At 59.3% G+C, this 22927-nt stretch carries 25 protein-coding genes, 3 pseudogenes and 1 riboswitch; of the genes and pseudogenes, 12 read left to right on the top strand and 16 right to left on the bottom strand.

Going from position 1 to position 22927, the window contains the following annotated elements; translation table 11 throughout:
* Positions 1–463: 463 nt before the first annotated feature.
* Positions 464–1306 (bottom strand): IS5 family transposase, encoded by an 843-nt coding sequence (locus QA649_RS05050; RefSeq protein ID WP_283023218.1) that lies wholly within the window; start codon positions 1304–1306, stop codon positions 464–466.
* 178 nt (positions 1307–1484) lie between these two features.
* Between QA649_RS05050 and QA649_RS05055 the strand changes: the two genes are divergently transcribed.
* Positions 1485–2000 carry a hypothetical protein gene (locus QA649_RS05055; RefSeq protein WP_283023219.1) on the top strand — a complete coding sequence of 172 codons (516 nt, stop codon included), beginning with the start codon at positions 1485–1487 and terminating at the stop codon, positions 1998–2000.
* On the opposite strand, the gene QA649_RS05060 is transcribed toward QA649_RS05055, so the two are convergent.
* The gene (locus QA649_RS05060) at positions 1997–2173 is read right to left on the bottom strand and encodes a hypothetical protein (RefSeq protein ID WP_283023220.1); all 177 of its coding nucleotides are present in this window, start codon (positions 2171–2173) and stop codon (positions 1997–1999) included. The genes QA649_RS05055 and QA649_RS05060 overlap by 4 nt on opposite strands.
* 378 nt (positions 2174–2551) lie before the next feature.
* Between QA649_RS05060 and QA649_RS05065 the strand changes: the two genes are divergently transcribed.
* On the top strand, positions 2552–3616 hold the full coding sequence (locus QA649_RS05065) for an IS630 family transposase (protein ID WP_283023158.1): 1065 nt from the start codon (positions 2552–2554) through the stop codon (positions 3614–3616).
* 194 nt (positions 3617–3810) lie between these two features.
* On the opposite strand, the gene QA649_RS05070 is transcribed toward QA649_RS05065, so the two are convergent.
* A complete protein-coding gene (locus tag QA649_RS05070) occupies positions 3811–4938 on the bottom strand; it encodes an IS630 family transposase (RefSeq protein WP_283023221.1) in 1128 nt (375 codons plus the stop codon).
* 300 nt (positions 4939–5238) lie between these two features.
* On the opposite strand from QA649_RS05070, the pseudogene QA649_RS05075 reads away from it, so the two are divergent.
* Positions 5239–6572, top strand: a pseudogene (locus tag QA649_RS05075) (IS5 family transposase).
* Between the two features lie 274 nt (positions 6573–6846).
* On the opposite strand, the pseudogene QA649_RS05080 reads toward QA649_RS05075, so the two are convergent.
* A pseudogene (locus QA649_RS05080) lies at positions 6847–6995 on the bottom strand (ATP-binding protein); the annotation flags it as partial.
* A gap of 181 nt (positions 6996–7176) precedes the next feature.
* Between QA649_RS05080 and QA649_RS05085 the strand changes: the two are divergent.
* The 3 genes from QA649_RS05085 (at position 7177) to QA649_RS05095 (ending at position 8513) form a co-directional block, all read left to right on the top strand.
* Positions 7177–7950 (top strand): outer membrane beta-barrel protein, encoded by a 774-nt coding sequence (locus tag QA649_RS05085; protein WP_283023222.1) that lies wholly within the window; start codon positions 7177–7179, stop codon positions 7948–7950.
* A gap of 159 nt (positions 7951–8109) precedes the next feature.
* Complete coding sequence (locus tag QA649_RS05090; protein ID WP_283023223.1) at positions 8110–8295, top strand: DUF3302 domain-containing protein; 186 nt, start codon at positions 8110–8112, stop codon at positions 8293–8295.
* Positions 8295–8513 carry a hypothetical protein gene (locus QA649_RS05095; RefSeq protein WP_283023225.1) on the top strand — a complete coding sequence of 73 codons (219 nt, stop codon included), beginning with the start codon at positions 8295–8297 and terminating at the stop codon, positions 8511–8513. The genes QA649_RS05090 and QA649_RS05095 overlap by 1 nt, the downstream gene beginning before the upstream one ends.
* Before the next feature lie 17 nt (positions 8514–8530).
* Here QA649_RS05095 and QA649_RS05100 read toward each other — a convergent pair whose 3' ends face one another.
* Positions 8531–8869, bottom strand: a complete 339-nt coding sequence (locus QA649_RS05100; protein ID WP_283023226.1) for a GNAT family N-acetyltransferase — start codon at positions 8867–8869, stop codon at positions 8531–8533.
* A 483-nt stretch (positions 8870–9352) separates the two neighbouring features.
* On the opposite strand from QA649_RS05100, the pseudogene QA649_RS05105 reads away from it, so the two are divergent.
* From QA649_RS05105 to QA649_RS05115, 3 genes and pseudogenes are all read left to right on the top strand, one after another.
* Positions 9353–9573, top strand: a pseudogene (locus QA649_RS05105) (hypothetical protein); the annotation flags it as partial.
* A 39-nt stretch (positions 9574–9612) separates the two neighbouring features.
* Positions 9613–9827, top strand: a riboswitch (cobalamin riboswitch).
* A gap of 104 nt (positions 9828–9931) precedes the next feature.
* Positions 9932–11869, top strand: coding sequence for a ribonucleoside-diphosphate reductase subunit alpha (locus QA649_RS05110; RefSeq protein ID WP_283023227.1), 1938 nt, complete (start codon positions 9932–9934; stop codon positions 11867–11869).
* Positions 11860–12933 (top strand): ribonucleotide-diphosphate reductase subunit beta, encoded by a 1074-nt coding sequence (locus tag QA649_RS05115; RefSeq protein WP_205680580.1) that lies wholly within the window; start codon positions 11860–11862, stop codon positions 12931–12933. Before QA649_RS05110 ends, QA649_RS05115 begins: the two co-directional genes overlap by 10 nt.
* A gap of 312 nt (positions 12934–13245) precedes the next feature.
* Here QA649_RS05115 and QA649_RS05120 read toward each other — a convergent pair whose 3' ends face one another.
* The 3 genes from QA649_RS05120 to QA649_RS05130 are packed head-to-tail and all read right to left on the bottom strand — an operon-like array spanning position 13246 to position 14162.
* Complete coding sequence (locus QA649_RS05120) at positions 13246–13767, bottom strand: DUF1842 domain-containing protein (RefSeq protein WP_283023228.1); 522 nt, start codon at positions 13765–13767, stop codon at positions 13246–13248.
* A gap of 48 nt (positions 13768–13815) precedes the next feature.
* On the bottom strand, positions 13816–13992 hold the full coding sequence (locus QA649_RS05125) for a hypothetical protein (RefSeq protein WP_283023229.1): 177 nt from the start codon (positions 13990–13992) through the stop codon (positions 13816–13818).
* 11 nt (positions 13993–14003) lie between these two features.
* On the bottom strand, positions 14004–14162 hold the full coding sequence (locus QA649_RS05130; protein WP_283023230.1) for a hypothetical protein: 159 nt from the start codon (positions 14160–14162) through the stop codon (positions 14004–14006).
* Between the two features lie 550 nt (positions 14163–14712).
* Between QA649_RS05130 and QA649_RS05135 the strand changes: the two genes are divergently transcribed.
* Complete coding sequence (locus QA649_RS05135) at positions 14713–14940, top strand: cold-shock protein (RefSeq protein WP_283025971.1); 228 nt, start codon at positions 14713–14715, stop codon at positions 14938–14940.
* Between the two features lie 82 nt (positions 14941–15022).
* Here QA649_RS05135 and QA649_RS05140 read toward each other — a convergent pair whose 3' ends face one another.
* Complete coding sequence (locus QA649_RS05140; RefSeq protein WP_283023231.1) at positions 15023–15223, bottom strand: hypothetical protein; 201 nt, start codon at positions 15221–15223, stop codon at positions 15023–15025.
* Between the two features lie 975 nt (positions 15224–16198).
* On the opposite strand from QA649_RS05140, the gene QA649_RS05145 reads away from it, so the two are divergent.
* On the top strand, positions 16199–17011 hold the full coding sequence (locus tag QA649_RS05145) for a restriction endonuclease (RefSeq protein WP_283023232.1): 813 nt from the start codon (positions 16199–16201) through the stop codon (positions 17009–17011).
* A 113-nt stretch (positions 17012–17124) separates the two neighbouring features.
* Here QA649_RS05145 and QA649_RS05150 read toward each other — a convergent pair whose 3' ends face one another.
* The 3 genes from QA649_RS05150 to QA649_RS05160 all read right to left on the bottom strand — a co-directional run bounded on the left by QA649_RS05150 (position 17125) and on the right by QA649_RS05160 (position 19586).
* Positions 17125–18135 (bottom strand): hypothetical protein, encoded by a 1011-nt coding sequence (locus QA649_RS05150; protein WP_283023233.1) that lies wholly within the window; start codon positions 18133–18135, stop codon positions 17125–17127.
* A gap of 80 nt (positions 18136–18215) precedes the next feature.
* On the bottom strand, positions 18216–19037 hold the full coding sequence (locus tag QA649_RS05155) for a restriction endonuclease (protein ID WP_283023234.1): 822 nt from the start codon (positions 19035–19037) through the stop codon (positions 18216–18218).
* A gap of 3 nt (positions 19038–19040) precedes the next feature.
* Complete coding sequence (locus QA649_RS05160) at positions 19041–19586, bottom strand: hypothetical protein (RefSeq protein ID WP_283023235.1); 546 nt, start codon at positions 19584–19586, stop codon at positions 19041–19043.
* Between the two features lie 68 nt (positions 19587–19654).
* On the opposite strand from QA649_RS05160, the gene QA649_RS05165 reads away from it, so the two are divergent.
* On the top strand, positions 19655–20353 hold the full coding sequence (locus QA649_RS05165; protein WP_283023236.1) for a transposase: 699 nt from the start codon (positions 19655–19657) through the stop codon (positions 20351–20353).
* Between the two features lie 22 nt (positions 20354–20375).
* On the opposite strand, the gene QA649_RS05170 is transcribed toward QA649_RS05165, so the two are convergent.
* Genes QA649_RS05170 through QA649_RS05185 form a run of 4 tightly spaced genes read right to left on the bottom strand, consistent with a single transcriptional unit; the run spans position 20376 to position 22921 of the window.
* Positions 20376–20882 (bottom strand): restriction endonuclease, encoded by a 507-nt coding sequence (locus QA649_RS05170; RefSeq protein ID WP_283023237.1) that lies wholly within the window; start codon positions 20880–20882, stop codon positions 20376–20378.
* On the bottom strand, positions 20879–21754 hold the full coding sequence (gene tcmP / locus QA649_RS05175; RefSeq protein ID WP_283023238.1) for a three-Cys-motif partner protein TcmP: 876 nt from the start codon (positions 21752–21754) through the stop codon (positions 20879–20881). The genes QA649_RS05170 and tcmP (QA649_RS05175) overlap by 4 nt, the downstream gene beginning before the upstream one ends.
* Positions 21690–22109, bottom strand: a complete 420-nt coding sequence (gene tcmP, locus QA649_RS05180; protein ID WP_283023239.1) for a three-Cys-motif partner protein TcmP — start codon at positions 22107–22109, stop codon at positions 21690–21692. Before tcmP (QA649_RS05180) ends, tcmP (QA649_RS05175) begins: the two co-directional genes overlap by 65 nt.
* A 29-nt stretch (positions 22110–22138) precedes the next feature.
* Positions 22139–22921 (bottom strand): DUF5131 family protein, encoded by a 783-nt coding sequence (locus tag QA649_RS05185; protein ID WP_283023240.1) that lies wholly within the window; start codon positions 22919–22921, stop codon positions 22139–22141.
* Between the last annotated feature and the right edge of the window lie 6 nt (positions 22922–22927).

A 22927-nucleotide genomic window follows, 5' to 3' on the forward strand; every position in this document is an offset into this window, starting at 1 on the left:
CGGTGCGCCCGCGATGCTTGCGGTGTGAGATTGATCAATCACTGGCTACGACCAGTTCTGGTAGTTGTGCTAGGGCGTTCGCCGAACGATACATCCTCCGGTCAGCTTCTTCTTGAGGCTCACCGTGGTGAAGTTAGCTGTGCGTAGCAAGGACAGCGCTCATCGGTCCACTTTAAGCGCCGGGCCACGTGCCGCTAACTTCTACTATGGGTCCGAATGAACGGGGATGATCGACGGGACAAACCATCGCCAGTATTTGGACCGGGCTTTTGGTCAGCCGGGGGAGGCCGCATCGAGCGATCCGCTGGGGAGACGGGCGGGCCTCTCAACAGGCTCAGCAACGCGATGACGGAGCAGCAACGCGTGGCATCCGGCGGCGTTAGCTTCGGTTGCGACGCCGCTTCCACCGCGGCTCCCTGCGGTGTCCGCCAATTCGATTGCTTCTTTAATCTTAGAGCCTGACTCAAAATTGCATTGCTGATTTTATCGCTGCGATGCGCCTTGTCATGAGTTGGACAGAGGCGAGGAAGAGCCAGGCAGTTGCGCTTTCGATGGTTCGCTCGAAGTCCTTGGCCAATCTGCGGTTGCGGCCGAGCCAGGCGAAGGTTCGTTCGACCACCCAGCGGCGCGGAAGCACCTCGAAGCCCTGTGCGGCATCGGAGCGCTTGATGATCTCGACAGTCCACCGGCCGATCTTTTCCAGCACCGCCTTGAGCTTTTCGCCGGCATAGCCGCCATCGACGAAGATATGGCGCAGCCAGGGGAAGCGGTAGCGAATGCTGCACAGGACATCTGGCGCGCCATCGCGATCCTGGACGTCGGCAGCGTGAACGATCGCTCCGACCAGGAGCCCTTGGGTGTCGGTGACGATGTGGCGCTTTCGACCCTTGATCTTCTTTCCCGCGTCGTAGCCGCGAGGGCCGCCACTTTCCGTGGTCTTGACCGATTGGCTGTCGATCACGCCGGCCGTCGGCGAGGCCTCCCGGCCGATCGCCTCGCGCGCCAGCATCAGGAGTGCGTGGTTGATCGATTGCCACAATCCGTTGTCGCGCCACTGGTAGAAATAGTACTGCACCGTGGTCATTGGTGGAAACAGAGTCGGCGGCAGCATGCGCCACGGCAATCCGCCGCGCAGCAGATAGAGCACGGCCTCGACGATGTCGCGATAGCTCCATTTCGGGCGCCGCCCGCGCTTGGCCCGCACAGGAAGCAACCTCTCCAGCACGCCCCATTCCGCATCCGTCAAGTCGCTTGGCAAACGCAGCTCCTCTCGGGCAAACTGTGCCCGGGTGATATCAGTCCACATTCTCGATCCCTTTGATGCTTCGCAACACCGATGGAATCAGAACTCGCTGATATCACTCAACTTATTTTTCGGTCGGACACTAACTGAACACGTTGCGACTGTACTTCCAGAGACATCCCCGGCGACAGGCTCGCAGCCGACTGCGCCGAATCATCATTCAAAACGAAAGCTGCCTCCGATGACGTACAGGCAAACCTTGTTTAGACAGAAGTGGCTTGTTTCTGGAGCTGCAATCATATTCTGTTCGGCGCGGCCCGCGCTCGCTGCTGACGTCCCCAGTGGGACGGAAACAGCGAACACCAAAGAATTCGTTACGTATTTCAGCCCGAACGATTTCAAGGTCCTTAATTCTGATGACCTTCATGACGCTCCGGCTAAGTTCATCGGGAAGCCTATCGAGCTTCGAAACGTGAGATGCCTCTACGCCATGGAGGGCTACCACTGCATTGCACCTTTGCCCAGCGCGGTTACGGTTGTTTTTGCAGGTTCTGCCGCACCGGCGGCCGAACGGGAAGCCTTGAGAAACGACTGCGCTGCAATCCAGATGATGGCGAAGTCGCACGCCTGCCGAAAGAATATTCGAATTATTCCAGATGACTTGACCGAAAGTTCTCTCCCCAACGGCGTTGGAAAACGCGTCGTTGTGAGGGCCGAGAAAATTGAAGTCCTACCGGCGTCGCGACCGGAGCGTTAACACGTCGGATGTCCGCGTGTTGCTCCGTCATCGATCTCGATCAGCACGTTTTGGGCGCACCAGTTTGCCAGCGGACCGCGGAGGGAGTCGATTCGCTTGGCAGGCAGGCTGTCCGCATAGTGCAACGGAAAAGTGAACTGGATCCCATTGTCGGGAATGATGCTGATGTTCATTTTCTTTCAGTCAATCGGGAATTATGGGATTAAATGGCCTCCCGACGGCTACAGCCGTTTCTCCTCGGTACCGTAGGCGGTCTTGATGCGGTGGTCCACCCTGCTACGTACAGTAGTACTGCACTTCTTGCCGCTGCGGATAACGATACATCCGTGGTTGGTCCTTCGGATCAATGATTGTTGGCGATACCCGCTCAACGCTATGCGGCACGACCGGTGGTCGTATGTCGTATCGGCGCTCAGGATCATGTCTGGAAACTGCCGCGTCACCAGATCACTTGGGAGTTGTGGTGCGCCGTCCGGATCGGCGAGCAATGCCGCGAATGGTCCGCCTAGTACCCACTTTCCTTTGGAAGTGAGTCATGATTCAACGTCGGGATGATACCCGAAGCAAGAGAAGTCCACCTTTCGAGGAAAGATCGCAAGGTGCTTGAGGAACGTTGCCGCTCACCGGTGACGTTGCAGCGCGATTTGAAGCGGGCGCGGATCGTTCTTTTAGCTGCTGCCGGTCGCAGCACCCGATCGATCGCCAAGGAGGTTGGGGTCCAGCCGCGGATTGTCAGCCTTTGGCGGCATCGCTATGCGGATCAAGGCCTTGAAGGTCTGCAAAGCAAACCTCTGCCGGGCAAGCAGCCGATCTATACGAAGGCCACTGACAAACGGATTTTAAAGTTGCTCGATAAGTCGCCTCCCGCCGGGTACGCGCGCTGGACTGGGCCTCTGCTGGCTGGGGAACTTGGCGATGTCGATGTGCAATATGTCTGGCGGTTCTTGCGCAGCAACAAAATCGATCTCGCCGCTCGCAAGTCCTGGTGCGAGAGCAACGACCCGCAGTTTACGGCCAAAGCCGCCGACGTGGTTGGCCTGTATGTCGCCCCGCCAAAGAAGGCCATCGTGCTATGCGTGGACGAAAAGCCCTCGATCCAGGCCTTGGAGAGAGCGCAGGGTTATCTGAAACTGCCCAACGGCAGATCCTTGACCGGGCAAAGCCACGACTACAAACGGCACGGCACGACCACGCTGTTCGCAGCGCTGGAAGTCGCCACCGGGAAGATCCTTGCGACGCATTCGAAACGACGTCGCCGGGTCGAGTTTCTCGACTTCATGGATCGCGTGACCGCAGCATTTCCGAACCGCCAGCTTCACGTCATTCTCGACAACCTCAGCACCCATACGAAGAACGAGGAATGGCTTGAGGCACATCCCAATGTGAACTTTCATTTCACGCCCACCAGCGCGTCCTGGCTCAATCAGGTCGAGGTGTGGTTTTCGATCTTACAGGGGCAATCGTTGAGCGGCGCCTCATTCACAAGCCTCAAACAGCTTGAGCAGCACATCGATGCCTATATCAAAGCATATAACGGCAGAGCTGAGCCATTCGTCTGGACCAAGAAAAAGGTCCGGCAACGCCGATTCAAAGGCCGACGAATCACTCAGCTATGATTCCGGGTACTAGCTCTTCACTCGCATTCTCGCGATCGATTAGCGGTTGGTCGAACGCCTTGCGATATCGGTCGTATCTGGCGCGGTCACGCTCGGAGAGAGCCGCCACGCGATCGGCTAATGCGTCGAGCAGAATGGCCGCGCGCCAGGCGTTTCATACGCTCTAGGTCAGCGTTTTCATGGTTCGAATCATATCAGGCCGCCTCGGCGAGCTTGTAGGACCATGTGTGGATGACCGGGTGCCGATTGACGTCATCGATGCCTTCCATGATGCGCTCCTTGAGTTCGTGTTTCGATGTCACTCGGATGTGGCGCAGGACGGAGCGGGCGAACTTGGAGAAGAAGCCTTCGATAAGGTTGAGCCAGGAGCCGTGCTTAGGCGTGAACGTAAATTCGAAGCGGCCTACGGGTCGTGTCTCGAGCCAGGCTTTGGTTTCTCTCGAGATGTGTGCGGAATGGTTGTCGAGGATCAGCTTGATCGCCGTGTTGGCCGGATAGGTCGCGTCGAGAAGCTTGAGGAATTCGACGAACTCGCGGCTGCGGTGGCGGTCCTTGACGAGCGCGTGGACCTTTCCGGTTAGCAGATCAATTCCAGCCAACAGGCTGAGCGTGCCATGGCGTCGATACTCAAAATCGCGCGCAAAGGCCGGATGGACGCCTGGCACGGGCGGTAAATCCGGCGCCGTCGTCGCGATGGCCTGAATCCCCGGCTTTTCGTCGTAGGAGACGATCGCCACCGGCTTTCCCGATTTCTTCGACCTGGCGTTCTTCGACCTGGCTGCGGCCTTCTTCAGGACCTGGACCTCGCGATAGACACACAGAACCTCCGCCATTTTCTGCTCGAACTCGGCGTCGCGACGCTCCAGATAGTAGCGCACCTTGTGCGGCTTGATTTCTTCTTGGCCGAGAATTTTGCACACCGTGCCCTGGACCAGATTGGCAAGACATTGATGCCCGGCTTCCGGGCCGTGCTCGCGCGCATGGCGGGCCAGCAGCCGCGTCGTCCACAGCTCGTGCGGGTAGCCGTGCTCCTTGGCCTTATCGCACGCCAAAGACACCAGCCAGGCCTTGGCCTCCGGCGTAATCACCGGCTCCTTGCCCGGTCGCGGCCGGTCGTCGAGGGCCGCCAGCGTGCCATAGGCGACCGCCCGCTCAACGCAGCGCTGGACCGTCTGATGATGCAAGCCAAGTCCTCGTCCCACGGCGAAGAACGACGGATTCTCGCGGTAAGCCAGCAGCATCGCTGCCCGCGATACCCGGCTCGCCGGCTCGGTCCGCGACCGCGAAAGAGCCGTTAAGGTTTCAATCTCCGCCTCGGTCATCGCCAACTCGACTGCGTGCCGCCATGTTGCCATGATATCAATCCTCGTTCGGACAAACTCAAACGAGGAATCCACGAACACGCTTCCAGTTCCGCGGATGCCGGGTTTATGGAATCGGTCGTCTAGTAATGAGTCGGTTGTGAAGAACACGCAAGCCGTTGAGAGAGAATCGATTTTTGGCGAACAGACATGGTTCTGTTCGCAGGATTTCGGCGGGTGAGCCCGCAGTTTCTTGCAAATTGCTCTTGGGCGATCGCTGTGATTCTGTCGCGGCGGGCTAATCAACGACGGGCAATTGCAATGCGGCCGAAGGCGCGGCGGGAGAGCGGACAGAACGATCTGTTCAAGGCGAGGCTCGATCAAATCGTCGATCCGGACCATGCGCTGGTCAGACTGTCGGGCTCGATCGACTGGCGGTTCCTCGAAGACCGGTTCGGCGCGGTCTATGACGATGATCCCGGCAGGCCGCCATTGCCGACCCGCTTGATGGTTGGGCTCGCCATCCTCAAGCACATGCACGACCTCTCGGACGAAGGGTTGTGCGAGCGCTGGGTCGAAAATCCCTACTATCAGCTGCTTTGCGGCGAAGAGTTCTTCCAGCACCGGCTGGTGTTCGACCGCTCCTCACTGACGCGCTGGCGGCAACGGATGGGCGAGGATCGCCTTGCGGTATTGGTTCAGGAGAGCCTCTCTGCCGCGGTGCGGCTGGGCGCGGCGAAACCCACCGACTTCACCCAGGTCATCGTCGACACCACGGTGCAGGAGAAGGCGATCGCATTCCCGACCGATGCTCGACTGATGCATCGGGCGCGCGAGAGGTTGGTGCGGAGCTGCGCCAATCCTACGTCCGCGTCGGCAAGATCGCACTGATCCGACATCAGCGCTACGCCCACGCCAAGCACTTCAATCGGGCGAACCGCGCCTTGCGCACGATTAGGACCATGCTGGGCCGCGTGATCCGCGATATTGGTCGCAAGATCGCGGATCGGCCGCAGCTGGAGGACGTCTTTGCGTTGCCGCTGTCGCTGGCCCGGCAGGTCCGCGAACAGCGGCAACGGCAGCGCGGCAAGAAAATCTATTCGTTGCACGCGCCGGAGGTCGAATGCATCGGTAAGGGAAAAGCTCACAAGCCCTACGAGTTCGGCGTGAAGGTGAGTGTCGCCACGCCCGTTGATCGCTGCAAGGGCGGCCAGTTTGTCGCCCATGTGAAAGCGTTGCCGGGCAATCCGTATGACGGACACACGCTCGCGACTGTCATTCCCGAGATCGAGGCCAGCGTCGGCGCTTGCCTGACCAGGATCGTTGCCGATGCTGGCTATCGCGGTCACAACGCGCCGAAAGACAAGATCTTCAAGGTCTATGTCGCCGGCCAGAAGCGTGGCGTGACCGCAGCAATCAAACGCGCCTTCCGACGCCGATCCGCGGTCGAACCGGTGATAGGCCATCTCAAGAATGAGCACCGGATGAACCGAAATCATCTCGCCGGCACCCGCGGCGACGCCCCCAACGCGGTCCTTGCCGCCGCGGGCTACAACTTCCGGCTTCTGATCCTCTGGCTCACGACTTTGTTTGTCCGGATCTGCTGCGCCTTCCTGTTCGCCGGCGCCTGGTCATCCCGTCAACAGACCTCATGATCAACGTTCTTCACGGTCGACTAATGATCCGACGCTGCTCATGCTGCGACCTCGCCGCCAACCAGCGCTAATGGCTTGCTATGCAATCCGGCGGGATGAGCTAGGTGGGTCGATGCGGGCGCCGCCATACTCACGTAGCTTGGACAGATCGCCATGAGGGACACGCCTAAAGACGGCGCGATGGGTTTCGGCTGGGATGGCCCGGCCTCGTTCATCCCAGCGGCGCGCGGGTGATGAACCAGGCGAACATCCCTGCGACCGCCTAGTCCAAACGTAGCCGAATGACGAGGTCGACTACGTTGAAGAAGCGCCGCGGGCACCGGATCGGATGCAGCTTCTGGCGATGGCAAGGGCCAGGTGGGTTTTGCCTGTGCCGGTGCCGCCAACCAGTACGACGTTGCGTTGTTGGGCGATGAAGCCGCCGCTTTGCGGGCCACAGCATCCGCTACCGGCCAGACACGCACTTTTGGCCATTCTCCGGATGCTCGGGCAACGCTTGCGCCCCAGTCAACTACCAACCTTGGGAATTGATGGAGAAGATGGTCACATGGCAATTCTCGTTAATACACCGTCAAGGAAGTCGATACGAAGCTGGGTTTAGAGAATGAAAAAAGTTCTGCTGGGCACGGTAGCCTTCATCGCACTAGCCGCTCCTGCCTCTGCCGCTGATCTGGCCGCGCGACCCTACGTCAAAGCGCCCCCGGCGGTCATTCCAATCTATGATTGGAGCGGCTTCTACATCGGCATTAACGGCGGCGGCGGCTCCGCGCATCAGTGCTGGGACCTGCTTAATGCCGGCGGCGTGATCGTCGCTCCGCCCGTCACCATGGGGTGCCATAATGCGACGGGAGGCACGGTCGGCGGTCAAATCGGCTATCGCTGGCAAATAGCGAACTCGATGTTCGGCCTGGAGGCGCAGGGCAACTGGGCCGATTTCAAGGGCTCCAACGCGAACCTCGCTCTTGCAGGCGTCCAGGACAACTCCAAGCTTGATGCATTCGGCCTGTTCACGGGACAAGTCGGCTATGCCTGGAATAACGTGCTGCTTTATGTGAAAGGTGGCGCGGCGGTTGTCCGCGACAAATACCGGGTCTCCGATTTTGCGACTGGGCTGACCATCGACAACGGCAGCGAAACCCGTTGGGGCGGCACAGTAGGAGCGGGCCTTGAATTTGGCTTCGCTCCGAACTGGTCCATCGGCGTTGAGTACGACCACCTGTTCATGGGGCATCGGGACGTAGACTTCTTCTTTTCAACAGGAATCGTAGGTGCTCCGGTGGGCGCTTTTGCAGGGACTGCCCGTATCGGTCAGGACGTCGATATCGGTTTGGTCCGCGTGAACTACCGCTGGGGTGGCCCGGTCGCCACGACATATTGATCTTCGCCAGAACGGAAGCGCTCCTTCACACGGGGGACGGGCAGCCGGATAATCTTGGCGCGCTGCTCGTATCTCAAGCTAGCAATCATTGATTTAGATCATTTCCAGAAACTACGTAAGGATCGGAATAGGCGGAGACGATGCGCTGGTCTCGCAGTCTTGGTTTTTCTTCCTCCTTCAGGTGAAGCACGAGGGCACATCGCAAAGACGCGCAACCATCCCTATGCTCAGGCGGTGATCGCCGCGGGCTGGATTACCTTGTTCTTCGGCTTTGCCCTCTGCCCACTCGCCTTCATCTGGGCCTATGTCGAGGTGCCGGCTCCTCGAAATACGGGAGCCTCGTGATGGGCGTCCCGATCATCAACACTTTCGTTGTGCGGCTGCTCTTGCTATTCCTCTTCAAGATCGTGCGGTTCAACGTATTCTGGAAGCTTTCGCCTTCCCTGGTCAGCCTGCCGGCCTTGCTCGGTCTCCTCATCCCGGGGCTCGGTCATCGTAGTGCGCAGCGCGGTCTCTGGGGCGGCTATGCCCAAACCCAATGCGACTTGTTGGTAGTGTTCTAACAGCCGCTACAGAAATATCATGAGAAGCGATAAACCATATACTTGGCCTGCTCGTCGTAGCTAGCAAGCTTCTCGTTCACTTGCGGGTCTTCCAGCGTCTGGAAGCTATTCCTCTCCCAGAACCTCGTTGAGCCGTTCACAGCAACCAGGGAAACGTTTGGAAGGTGCGCGCGCCTAGCGTGGCTAATCAGCTTGCGCACAACCTCGGACGCTGCGCCGCCAGACCGCGCCTCGGGCAATAGCGCGATATCGTGGATATAATATGTGGATGCGGCGTCGGGTACGGATTTTAGAAGGACATTGAGAGCGGGTGGCTTTTGAAGTGCCAAGGATGGATGAAATATAGCCAGCAGCACCAATCGCCTCGCGCTCAAGCACGAAGCATCCGGCGGGGTAAAGCCGAAGCCGCTCCGAGAATACGGCCTCATCCTCAGGGTAATTGAGGTGAACGCGATCTACGATCGCGTTCACAGATGGAAGATCTTCGCACTCCATTGCTCGCCAAGGCATGCAATGCACTTTCAGTGATTTATTAACCGCTGTTCACTAGCATCAAATGCTGGCGGGCAACAGTACACGCCCTGACGCTCGGCTGCTCAATCCGTGAGCGGAACAGACTCTAGTCCTTTTGCCCCGAGGTCGTATGCGCCGTATAGATGGGCCGATGCGGGGCCCTTGGGGAAAGAGGAGCAGAACTGCTCAAAGTCGCGGAAACCTTCATTGCCAATCCCGAGCCAAGCCCCTGCCAGGGGGGAGGAGTAGAGACTCGACGGGAAGCACCTACAGCGGACATCGCCGGGTGAAGGGATAGTCCAGACCACGAACGCCGGAAGGGTGACAGGCGACGCGATCGGATCATGAAGCGTTTCAAATCGTCCCGTCAGGCTCAACTTTTCTGTCAGTTCATGATCAGGTCGCGAACCTTTTCCACATCCTCTCTCTCGGAGCCGTCACTGCCGACTTCCGTCGTGCTTCGCGCGAGCGAGCCTTTGCGACTTGGCGCGATCTCCACGACAAGCGCTCGCCGAACCTCGACCTTGGGGCTGCTCCAATTCGTTAACTTGACGGTGCCGCCTTGACGAATCTCCGCGAGCGGCGCCTATATGTAGCCCGTCACGGTCTTCCATTCCCGCATCTCGTAGGATGGAAGCTAAGAGGGAACCCGGTGCGCCGGCAACGGCTATTCCGAGGCTGCCCCCGCAACTGTAAGCGGCGAGCGGTTGTCATCATGGTCACTGGCGCGACAGCGCTGGGAAGGCCGACAGCCGCAGCGACCCGCGAGCCAGGAGACCTGCCGCGACAGAACGAACGTCCTCGGGCGGGGTGCCCCGGTGGGTTGCTTGCAACTGGTGATATTTGCCCGGTCTCCTCGCAAGTCGTCCGCACGGCCCCCAGCCTCAAACATCGCGGGGTTGCCGATGTCGCCGTCTTACGATTTCGATCAGCATGGTCATCTCATCGAGATGCCGAGTGTGCGGCCGCTCCCAGCGCAGGCCAAGCCTACCACGCCTGAGCTGTGTCTTGTGCAGCCGCCGCCATCGCCGGCTCCGCTGCCAAGGCCCCTCGCGCCATCGCCAAGGCCGTCTGACCTCACGCTCGATCGGTCGCGCGACAACCTGCTGACGTCGTTCGGCAAGCTGACGCTGACCGACCGTTATCTGCTCGCCGGCGAAAGCCTCCAGGACATGTTCGCCCGGGTGTCTTGCGCCTTCGCGGACGATGTTGCGCATGCCCAACGTCTGTATGATGGGATGTCTCGACTGTGGTTCATGCCGGCCACACCGGTGCTCTCCAACGGCGGCACCCCGCGCGGCCTGCCGATCTCGTGCTTCCTTAACTCGGTGTCGGACTCGCTCGAAGGCATCGTCGGCATCTGGAACGAGAACGTCTGGCTTGCCTCCAACGGCGGCGGCATCGGCACCTACTGGGGGAATGTTCGCTCGATCGGCGAGAAAGTGAGGGGCGGCGTCACCTCGGGCATCATCCCGTTCATCCACGTCATGGACGGCCTGACGCTGGCGATCAGCCAGGGCTCGTTGCGGCGCGGCTCGGCGGCGGTCTATCTCGATATCCACCATCCCGAGATCGAGGAGTTCCTCGAGATCCGCAAGGCGTCCGGCGACTTCAACCGCAAGAGCCTCAACCTACATCACGGCATCAACGTCACCGACGAGTTCATGCGTGCCGTGGGTGCCGGCACCACGTTCGCTCTGCGCAGCCCGAAGACTAACGAGGTCGTCCGCGAGATCGATGCCCGCCAGCTGTGGCAACGTATCCTTGAGAACCGGCTGCAGACGGGCGAGCCTTATCTCTTGTTCATCGACACCGTGAACCGCGCGCTCCCCAAGCACCAGCGCGAGCTCGGCCTCAAGGTCTCGACCTCCAACCTGTGCAGCGAGATTACGCTGCCGACCGGCATCGATCATCGCGACGAGGAGCGCACCGCGGTGTGCTGCCTGTCGTCGCTCAACCTCGAGACCTGGGACCAGTGGAATAAGGAGCCCGGCTTCATCGAGGACGTCATGCGCCTCCTCGACAACGTGCTCACCCACTTCATCACAGTGGCGCCGGACGGCATGAAGCGTGCCCGCTACGCCGCCCTGCGCGAACGCTCCGTTGGCCTCGGCGTCATGGGCTTCCACTCGTTTCTCCAGGCCAAGGGCATTCCGATGGAGAGTGTCCTGGCCAAGTCGTTCAATCTGAACATGTTCCGAAAAATCCGTCGCGATGCCGACGCGGCATCCGTGGCGCTCGCTCGCGAGCGTGGCCCGTGCCCGGATGCCCTGGAACGCGGCGTGATGGCGCGCTTCAGCCACAAGATAGCGATCGCGCCGACCGCCTCGATAAGCATCATCTGCGGCGGCACCAGCGCCTGCACCGAGCCAATCCCGGCCAACATCTACACCCACAAGACGCTATCCGGCGCCATCTCGGTGCGTAATCCGCATCTCGCCAAGGTGCTGGCCGCCAAGGGCGCCGACACCTCGGCGACCTGGCAGTCGATCATCGCGCACGAGGGGTCGGTCGCCCATCTCGACATCCTGTCGGAGCACGAGAAAGCGATCCTTCGCACCGCCTTTGAGGTCGACCAGCGCTGGATCGTCGAGCTTGCCGCCGATCGCGCCCCATTCATTTGCCAGAGCCAGTCGATCAACCTCTATCTGCCGGCCGACGTCGATAAGTGGGACCTCCACATGCTGCACTGGACGGCATGGAAGCGTGGGGTGAAGAGCCTCTACTACTGCCGTTCAAAATCGATCTCGCGCGCGGCGTTCGCCGGCAAGATTGCCGAGGATGACACGGCAACGCCGGCGCCGCAGCGCACCGACTATGAGGAGTGCCTCGCATGTCAATGATCGATCTGTCGTCCGTCGATCCGCGCACGCTGATCGGCAAGGGGCGCGTCGGCCTCCTTGATTCGACCGGCAGCTATGACGTCGATCGCTACGCCTGGGCTTACGAGTTCTGGAAGCGCCAGCAGCAGACCCACTGGATGGGCGAAGAGGTGCCGCTCGGCACCGACCTCAAGGACTGGGCGTCGGACCGCGTCACCGCCAACGAGCGTGCGCTGCTTACCCAGATCTTCCGTTTTTTCACTCAGTCGGACATCGAGGTCGGCGACAACTATCTCAAGCGCTACATCCCGATCTTCCAGCCGCTCACCGTCCAGATGATGATGGCCGCTTTCACCAATATGGAGACGGTTCATATCGACGCCTATGCGCTGCTGCTCAAGACGCTTGGTATGCCCAAGACCGAGTTTGAGGCATTCCGCGGCTATGCGCAGATGCGCGCCAAGGCGGACTACATGCACGAATTCGGCGTCGACACCGTGGCCGATGTCGCCCGCACCCTGGCGATGTTCGGAGCCTTCACCGAAGGCATGGCCTTGTTCGCGAGCTTCGCCATGCTGCTCAACTTCCCGCGCCACAACAAGATGAACGGCATGGGACAGATCGTAAGCTGGTCAGTGCGCGACGAGAGTCTCCACTGCGAGGGCATCATCAAGCTATTTCACGAATGGCACCGCGAAACCGGCGCGGTGACGCGCTCCGTCCGCGACGACATTGTCGACGTCGCCAAGACCATGGTGAACCTGGAGGAGAACTTCGTCGAGCTCGCCTTCGGCCTTGGCAAGATCGAGGGCATGCTGCCTGAGCACATCCACGCCTACGTCCGCTACGTCGCCGACTGGCGACTGACCCAGCTCCGGATTGCCCCGGTCTTCGGCTTCTTCGAGGCGAAGGAGGGCGGGTTCACACAGCTCAAGGCGCATCCGCTGCCGTGGCTCGTCGAGATTCTCAATGGCGTCGAGCACGCCAATTTCTTCGAGCAGCGCGCCACGGAGTACTCCAAGGCGGCGAGCCGCGGCAGCTGGGACGGCGAAAACGGGGTGTGGGCGGCTTTCGGCCGTATCTAGCCCGTCTTTATTCATGAAGGGCCTGTGGGTGGCTAGCGAGTGTGGTGTAAGCCGCTGATGGGACGTGGGATTCGGTTGCTGAGACCAATTCTGCGCTGACATCATCGAGGCAACCACACCGGCCATGGTCGACGATACGATTCTGCCCTTCCTGTTTCCAGCGGTCAGGCGCAAGACGATCACAGCCGCCTTTGATGGTGGGCGGCTGTTTTCAGCGGCTATGATGTGGAGGGCTCCGCGACCCGAACCCGCTCGAATGCGACAGGGGACCAGAGGGACTTCTCGTTCCGCGGATTCATAGCCCCCGAAGGATCATTGAAATCCCTTGGCTGCGTCCAAAAGCGCCATCGATGCGGGGCAGGGGCCTTGCCGGCCCGGCTTAGATGTGTTCATGCGATGGCTGGAGACACCAGCTTGACCGGCGCGGCCTCGACCTCCTGCCAATCGCCGTGGCCGCTGCGATAGCGGTAAGGAGGCGGTTCCCGATCGCCAGTTCGGGACCAGGGTCATGCGCAGATCGACGTTGGGCAGAATCACCGGTCCAAGCCCGCCATGGTTCGGCCAGTGGATCGGCGGGTAACCGGTAAGGAGCACAAGAAGCAGTGTCGGCGCCGGCGGGAGCGTCGGCAGTTGGCTGTAATTGCCTTGCAGGGCGGTGGCGACATCGAGCGGCGGATTAACAGCTTGGGTGATGCTGCCGAAACCTTGGATCCGGCTGTTCGGCTTGTCGACGACCAGATCCAGCTTGAAGATTATGCCTCCGGGGCGGCTTTCGCCAATCTGATAGCAGGCGTGAAACAATCCGACGCGGCCTTTGGTTGTCGTATCGGGCATAGAGCGTCCTTTCCCATTTAGGAAGGTTGATCGGGTGATCGACCGTGGTCATCCGGCCAACTGCCGCACGTAGTCGTCAGATTCTTCCGCCGGGATCAGCTTCACCGCAACCAGGCGCGTGCCATTGCTGCCGGAGACGACGATTTGCGGCACGTAATGGCCGGGGAAGCTGCCCTTGACCGCGTAGGGCGTGGACCCATCACCGAGCGGTCCCGTCCATCCCATTACGTCGATCCTCAGGCCGCCGACCCAATGCGGATCCGCACGAGGGTAATTCCTGTCGTGAAGTTCGGCGCATCACCCTCAACCTCGATCAGAAATAGCCCGAATCCGTCAGGTCCGTGGATGAAGCTGGCTTTTGCCGTGTTAAACGGCTCCGTCTGATAGAAACCCATGCTTGTCCTCCTGGTGAGCTGACGCTTGGCGACGCAGCATCCAGGCACGCCTGATGACCAGTGCGGCGCCGGGCTGGTGTCCGCCGGCGGCCGCAAACGCGTTCTCCCCGGCAGGGATCTGGGACCTAACTAGCAATGAGTGTGCCACCAGAGAATTTGCGCAGTGAATGCTTCAATAGAGATAGAAAGGTGTGCCTCGCCGGTGCGGGTCCAGAGGCTCGGCGTGGAGTTGCGGACATTGTGTGATCGACCTGGCACTGGCACAGATGAATACGACGACACCGGCATCAACTTGCTGCGCGACCAGTCTAAGACAACCGGTTATATGCGAGCTAATCGGGTCGAGCGCTTTCAACTGCAGCGCACGGCGCTCGCATCATGCCGTTCCAGAACCTACCGACCCGCCATGTGCTGCCTTCGAGTAATCCCAACTGATTGAGCTAGCCTGAGAATGTTGGCAGTCGCACGCGGTTGTCAGCTTTGCGTCCATTGTCGTCGACGCGATGCTCGCCATCCCTGTAGGATCAGCATTTTCGGTCCGGCACGCCGGTTGCTCTGTTTCTGGCACCCTTACCCACCAGCGTACGGTAAGTGGTTCAATGTCCAAAAGGGGTACGGATTTATCGCTCCAGATGACGGCGGAAACGACATCTTTGTCCACATTAGCGCCGTAGAACGCGCTGGACTCTCTGGTTTGGCAGAAGGCCAAAAGATTGCTTACGAAGTCAAAGTCGCCCCCAAGCGTGGCAAGAGCAGCGCTGAAAACCTGCGGGTCTGATCACGTCCCCCGGGTGATAGGTCTCCGGCAAAAATTGCTAAGACGAGCAGGCTGCGTTTCTTTTCAGAGATGACGCAGCGAATTAGGAGTTCGGAACCTCTTTGGACTGACCATGTTCGCCGTCTTTTACGGCTATATCCGCGTCGGGCTTTCGATCGTAAGTGCAGTAGAGCCACGGCAGTACGGTTTGTAGATTCGTTGTCTGCGGTTGCGGGAGGAGCTTGAGCAATTCGAGTTTGATAAGGCCGAGCGCAGCCGAGGGCACGAAGACCCAGGCGATCACGAGGCCATTCCTTATCGACCAACGTGTCTTTCAGCGTCGAGCCTTGCAACCGTTGTACGAGAGGGCGTGGTTTCGTCGCGCCTCGAGTAGAAAATGGCTATTGAAAACGTTTAGGTTGTATGCCACTGTAGGCTTGGGTCTCAGAAACCCAAGATAGCATCAGTGGCCATCAATGGGCCTGCGTTCTAACAGCCCCGTTCGGCGGGGACGGTGCGTCCATGTCCGCACCCCAAAAGCACATTGGCCGTTCACGAATACGGTTTCTGAACCCCGGCAGCCAGTCCGCTACCGGCATCAGAGCTAAAAGCAAAATCCATGAACCATCAGCGAAACTCGCGCCGCGCCGTGGCGATCGCTCGCGTCTGTAGCCTCGAAGTGTTGCACGACAACGAAACATCTCAGCAGAGAGCCGACCGGTTGCGGGCGCCGCACAAGCGGCGTAACCGTTGTCCGTCATCAAATGATTTGAGGCTGATTAGGCGGCTCGCGAAGGGAGGGGCTGGCTCCTCTGGGGTTAGAGTTTAAGCAGCCTGCACTCGATGCTGCGAGCGACGGTTTGCCTCTCATCGGCGCCATCCTGCTCGAGCAGCGCCCAAGTTGGGCACCTCCCAAAGCGCCTTTGGCGCTGCAAAGCGTTTGTCCCAACGAAAAGCTTTCTTCGGGCGGGTATTTCGGGGGCCTGAGAGATTGTGCGGATTGAGGGCAATACCTTATCGCGAGGGGCGGAGCGGTTGACGGCGAAGGCGAGAACGCCTTCTGGACCACGATCGGCGCCGCCTGGGAGCATGAGGACAGCAAGGGCTTCAACGTCCTGCTGACCGCGATGCCCTTGAATGGCCGCCTCGTGATCCGCGAGCCGAAGCCGCAAGATGTAGAAGTTTCGACTTAATCTGACGGCAAGATTTGACTGGCAGGGAATGGAGCTGCGGGTTCAATAACACGCGTAAGGCGCTTATCCGTGATGCGCTCGTCGGCTTGATCGACCAGATCGATGCGGACATCCGAGCCGTTCGCGCGGGCGTCGGCGCGGATGCAGATCCGCGGGAACAAATTAATCGCGACGTATGGAGCGCCATCCGTGAGCACACGAAGCAGATTGAAGTGCTGCTCGGGTCGAGCGTGCAGAAGCCGGCGCGGTGGTGGTCCGACATGATGCGGCATATGCATTTTGGATATGTCGGCGACCTTCATGATATAGAAGCGATGGATTGGCCGGACGTAAAGAACACCTTGCGGAAGGGACTTTACGGCGTCAACGAGGCGGTTCCCGTTGAGGTCGAGGACTTGTCGGCCTTGGTCGCGGCGCGGCCAACTGGGCCGATCACGACGGCATTGGCGTGGTCAAAAATCGAAGACCAGGCTTTCGAATGCCTGATTTTCACGCTCATCAGCGACACGCCGGGATACGAGAATCCTGAGTGGCTGATGCAGACGCGAGCGCCTGACAAAGGTCGGGATCTATCGGTGGTGCGCGTGATCCAAGACGAGCTGTCGGGCACGCTGCGGCTTCGTGTCGTGATCCAATGCAAGCATTGGACGAGCCGTAGGGTGAGCCTCTCGGAGGTCTCGTCGACGAAGGATCAAATGGCGCTTTGGCCCAATCCTCGAGTTGACGTCCTGATCATAGCAACCAGCGGGCGGTTCACCGCCGATGCTGTGACGTGGATCGAACAGCACAATGCGAATGGCGCATCGCCGCGCATCGAGATGTGCCCCGAGAGCCATCTTGAACGCCTCCTCGCCGCTCGGCCCGCCATCATTGCGGAGTTTGGTCTGCGGGGACACTGACGCGCGGACGCGCTGGAACGATCAGTGAAAGCTGCGCGCTTTGACCTTGATCGTGTCGTTGTACAAGTCCGGAGTGTCGATGTCGCGAGTTTGTAGCCCCTTGGGTGTCCGGCTCAGTCGATCTGAACGCGCGCGCTATCGGGCGGTAGTAATTTTCCTACACTCACCTTGACGGTGATCGTGTGGCGCGGAAGCACGGTGATTGTGGTGGGCGCTATGGCCTCCTCGTGTACATCATCAATCAGGTCGCGGATTGCCTGCTGGTCTCCGGTGACGATGCGCCTGACGCGGTCATTGTCCCGGGGCTCGGCCAGAATTGGACCGCTTCGCATCAGGCCGGAGAAAGATCCATGATGGGAGCGTGGAGTAAAGTGCTCGATGATGAACCAGGTAAACGGTAGAGCGGAACGAAATGCCTCGTCGTGCAGACTAACAAAGCCCGTGGGCTTACCTTCCATCGATCGAAGCCAGATACCGGCGTCGATTCCGCCGTTGTTGACCAAGGTGTCTCTTAGCGCCAGCCCGGTTCCGAAATCGAAGATCTGGCCACTTAAGTTTCGCGTGTGAAGGGCGCGCACTTGGGTACGGGTCGTGTCCGGAATCTTCGGAGTTTGAGGACAATAGAGGCCGCACAGGAGCGCGCCCTTGCCAAGAATCGAAGAGAGCCGGTCGAGCCGGGTTTGTTGCTCCGCATCGACGGCTTTGAAGTTTGCCCGCTGGTCGTACTCGCCAGAATTCGGGTTACGAAAAAGCCGCTTTGCCTGAACGAGATAGGCCGTGGACCAGCTTTCTTCGGGAAGGATGTTGTTTTCATAAGAGAGCACGAGACCGAAATCGGACTGGGAAACGTGGCGCTCCATCGCCGTGTTATGAGGATACGTATCGAGCACGACTTCGAAACCGAGGCCGTCGCCAAGGGAACCAAGGTCGGCGTTGAGCTGGTCTAGGCTATAGGGGAGATTTTCCTCGCTCCGCTGAGTTTCTATATCGAGCAGGGCGCAAAGCTCGTTGGTAAGAGCCGGTTCATCCGGTGGGTGTTTGCGGAGCATCCGCTGAGATAAAGCGTAGTCGATGCCGTCGAGGTATTGGATGACGTGCTTGAGGTGCTGCGGTCCGAACATCATGCTGCTTCTTGTTACTGCGCTTCGTTTTGAGCGGCGCGAGGGTTTTAACTATTGGCTTTTCGTCGCCTTGCCGCGGGCGGCTATAAGGTATCCGCAAATAGAATACGGGGGAGGGTGTCGGTAGGCGTCCAAGCTCCAAGCGTACGCCTGACATAGGACTGGCAGAGGGCGATAATTTTGTTGGCGACGAACAAGTTGCCGCGATTTCTGTACGTCCGGAAAGGGCTGGTACGGTGTATCCGGAGCTGGATAAGAGAAGACCAGGGCTTTGCGCCGTACGGCATGACCACCTCAACGAAGGGCTCCAGAATGTCGGAGCCCGGTCTCGATGGCGCCTTCCAGTGCTTGATCTCAACGAGATAGATCACAGGCTGGCCGGCCTCGACGCAGCGCAGTTCCAAATCGAAGCCGCCGTCGCGTCCCGGGCGTGTGACCAGAACGTTGAACCCCAATCCCGAAAGAACCTCGCCCAGCAATCGTTCGAGGTCACGCCACTCGACATGCACCAGGTAATCGGGGCTACAAACGATTTCCTGAGCTAAGGCTTGCAACATGGAACGCAAGGCACGTTCGACGATTGCCCCCGGAGCTTCATCTTGGTCGCGCAGCGCTTCCTGTTGTTCCGAAATATAGCGCTTCAAACGGGGGCGGCCGCCGTTGGTCGGCCACACGATTCGGCCGTTAGCGTCTTCGGCTTGCGCCCGTTCAAAAGTGAATCGCCAGTGCCGGCCGTTCGGAGGAAGATGTCCCCTCCAGTCGTATTGAAGGCGTGGCCGCACCCCATGAACCGTGCGATCGGCAAGCAAATATGGTCCGCGAGAATCATTGTCGGGATTGCGATAGCGGTCTGAATTGGGGACCGATCGGCGCTCGCCTGACCGGTGTGTGTCTTGAACGCTCACGATTTATCCCTCGCTGTCCGGCCAATTGCCGCCAGTTCGGAGATCGGCGATATCGGTTGAGTCCTTGGGCATTTGTAACGACATGTGCCAATCTCGAGGCAGGGTTCGCTTCGAAACGAACTCGACGCGCTGAATTGCAGGTGCTTCGGACGACCCGTACTCGACTCTTTGTGCATCTTCGAGAGGGATCATTTCTGGCTCGACCCAAAGAGCCACCCCGAGGAAAACGTGACCCAGCAAATGAGTGCTGCCGCCATGGTCGATCACCACGTTGCCGGAATATGGAACACGCGCGGTTCGAATGATCGGCGGAGCACCCTTCGAAATGTCGCCGAAGGGATTCAGTGCCGCTTGGACTTCCTGCCAAACATCATTGAGTGACCAAGTGGACCCGTCGTCTGCGTTTCGAAAGATAGGTGCGAATAAGTCAGTATCTTCCGGCAAAGTGAAGTCGAATTCATCCGGCGGTGTTGTGCCAGGCTCGTCCGGGCGAAAGGTTTGAATACCGCCCCCTGCAAAGGCGCACGCTTTGTGCCGATTTTGTTGCAAAAGTCGGTTGAGACGGGCCGCGAAGCGTGATTCCGTTGTGTTGAGGCGAATCTCGGCGAGGTCGATCCATGATGGGCCGTCTGAAGAGTGACCAAGGTCAACTGTTCTACGAGTTTCGCCTTGGCGACGCGGTTCCTGAAGATCATCTGGTGCGGAAGATCGATGCTGCTCTCGATCTGTCCTGGCTTCGCGGTGAACTAGCATCTCACTATACATCGATGGGGCGCCCGTCGATCGATCCGGAGCTGATGATCCGGATGCTGATCGCGGGGTATGTCTTTGCGATCCGCTCGGAACGGCTGATCTGCCGTGAAGTGAAGGTGAATCTCGCCTATCGATACGAGCCGACCGGCGACGTCTACCACTGCCCGGGTGGCAAGCGGCTTGCGACGAGCGGTACCGTGCACGAGGGCAAGACCCTTCTGTATCGTGCAAACAAGCTCGACTGCGATGGATGCCCGCTCAAACCGCAGTGCTGCCCAAAAGAACCATCACGCAAGATCCCGCGCGATATCCATGAGCATGCCCGAGACGTTGCCCGGGCGCTCGCAGGCACCGAGGGCTTCGAGCTGTCTCGGCGTCAGCGCAAGAAGATCGAGATGCGGTTCGCACACTTGAAGCGCATCCTGAAGCTTGGTCGGCTCCGACTGCGTGGTCCGCGAGGTGCCCAGGATGAGTTTGTTCTAGCGGCCATCGCCCAGAACCTGAGGCGGTTTGCATCGCTGGTCGCGCGACCGCCACCGGCTCAGGCGCTGCGCATCGCGTAGCGTCGAAGTTGCGTAAAATGCGTCAGGGCCAGCGCTTCAGAGCGCGGCTATCAACGAAAGGCCCAACGGCCAAATCCGTTGCAGCCGACTTTTGCAACAAAATCTGCCAGAAGATCACGAAATCCAGCTTCAAGAGCTGATTGATATCTGCGACTGAGAATTCCGACGCCCGCCGAAGCGAAATGCCATGCTGCAGTGCTACGGCTTCGGCCTCGGGCGAAAAACCTGATGCACTGACTGCTATGGTGCGGTCTGCGCCGATTGCTTGGCGTTTGGCCGCCAGCTGTTCGATCCAGGTGACATCCTGTTTCTTGCTTCTCCGCCGACACTCTACCGTGATGAGGAGCTCCGAAGTCCCGGCTCTGGTGCGGATGCTCGCGTCGACCTCGCGAAGCCGGCCCGTGACCCTGCATTTGATCCGGTCGGGGGACTTTACGACCATGCCGGTCGGGCCGGCGTCGGCCTCGATCCGCGCAACCAAACGCTCGAACTCGCGCCATTCGGGATCTTGGCGGGGTCGCGCAGTCACTCCTCGCTGCCTTTCTTTTTCGCCGCCGCGTTCAGAAACATCGGAAAGAAGCTTCGCTGCGTTTTCACCTTGATGACATCGTTGACGCCGATCGTATTTGCCTTCCTCCTCTCGCCGCCGGCTGGAGTGATTACCTCCAAATCCGGATTCTCGATGATCGCCGCATGAACATCCTCTGCATGCGCAGGGGTGACGTTGTAGATGCTCTCGTAGAAGTCGATTACGGACATGGCATCGCCGGATTCCGTCACGAGGCGTGGAATGTCTCCCAAGAGTTGGTCCTTTGCGGACGCTCGACCTTTAGCGTCGAACAAGTAGAGCATTCCCTCATCGTGCCTGGGGTCATAGGACAGCATATTGAGGCCCGAGCGACCGAAATGCGCCTGGAGGCTCGCATTGTCATGAAGGATGTTGTTGTAGACCTGCCGTGCCCGATAGGCGTTGGCGAAGTGGATCAACCAATACCTCCATCCGCCTGGATTGTTGATCGAGAAGGGACTGACGTAGGGCGCGCATAGGCGAAAGGCGTCGAAGACAATCTTCTCTGCAGTTCCCAGCCAATCGTTCTTGCTCATCAAGCTATTGAGCGCATCGATGCTCGCGCTCGTCAGCCCAAGATGAGCAAGTCGTGTTCTCAGCTGTTCCGGCTGGTTTTTCTGCAGGAAAGCGAGCAGCGAACTGATCATAAAAGTGTAGAAGATTTCTGCAGCGGGATAGGAGTGCATGATGTCGAGGAGCGTATCCCTCTCGACATGACTGTCGCCGCCTTGATCCAGGTTGAAGATGACGCTCCGATACCGCCCTTGTTCAAGTAGCGTCTTGATCTGCGGGTATGCGGCCTCGAAAAACTCGTTCAAATACTCGACGCGCAAGTGCAGCTTCGGGCATCTGGGAGATGGCAGCTTGCATCGGCGCGACATCGTTGAAGATGAGAAGGCATTCGACCTCGATCGCGCCAAGGCCTTGTACTGACCGATGTGTGTTTACCGCCTCGACAGCGCGTTGCAATTCTTCAATGAATATCAGCGGTGATCCAGGTGTGCCGCACTGGTATCGTCCGCCGCCCGCAAAGCCGTCCACAATTGCAAGCCGAAATCGTTCTTGCTGCGGCAGCCGGCAGCGGACGCTAAGATAATCGAAGACGTATTCGCGCAGGATTTTGTGTTTGCGCTTGGAATGCTCTTCGAGCTTTGCACCATCAGCCCATTCGCATGGTGTTTCTACCACGTCGCCCCCATCCCTCGATGCTCACGCCTTTAAGGAATAGCGCTGGGAACGGTGGGCATCTCATCCCACGTACGTCCCCGATACTCGCGTCCGTTTGCTTTTTTTGAGCGCTTTTTATTGTCTTTGCCCCAGGTGCCCCACTGCTTAAAAAAGAAGGCTGTTCCTGCTGACAAGCATTGCAGATGTATTTCGTCGATCCATTCCTCACGGATAGGCCGAGCTGATTTCCCGCTCTCGCCGCCGACGATCGCCCAATCGATATCGCGAAGGTCGACAGGACCGACGGCGCCAATAAGAGGCTCGAAGGAGATGAACCGTATGGCCGCCGGTGCCTGGCGCAGGTGTCCTATGCGTTCGACCACATCCGCGTTCTCAATACTGGTGCCGAGCCAGACACTCGGCAAGATCTCGCCAATGCGATTGGCCACCAGCTTAGCCATGCGCTCGGGACGTTTCGTGAGAATCTGGTAGTGATGATGGGGCGTCTCACGCATGACCTGCCAGACGTCGCTGATGAAGGCGTCGCTCACCCGTTCATGGAAGAGGTCGCTCATCGAGTTTACGAATATCTTGCGGGACTTGCGCCAACGGAGCGGAATCGAAAGCGCTTCGCGGTCCTCCCGCACGACACCGTTCCAGACCGTGCGCTTCCCGGTTTTGCGAGTGAGCTTGGCATATTTCTCCACACCCATAGCCTCGAGGCGCCGCGCCATTTCCATGGCATAGCAATGAGTGCAACCGGCGGTGACGATCGAGCAGCCGGCGACTGGATTCCAAGTGGCATCCGTCCACTCGATCTGAGTTTCAGCCATCTTTTC

It is taken from the genome of Bradyrhizobium sp. CB1717 (assembly GCF_029714325.1).
Taxonomy (GTDB): domain Bacteria; phylum Pseudomonadota; class Alphaproteobacteria; order Rhizobiales; family Xanthobacteraceae; genus Bradyrhizobium.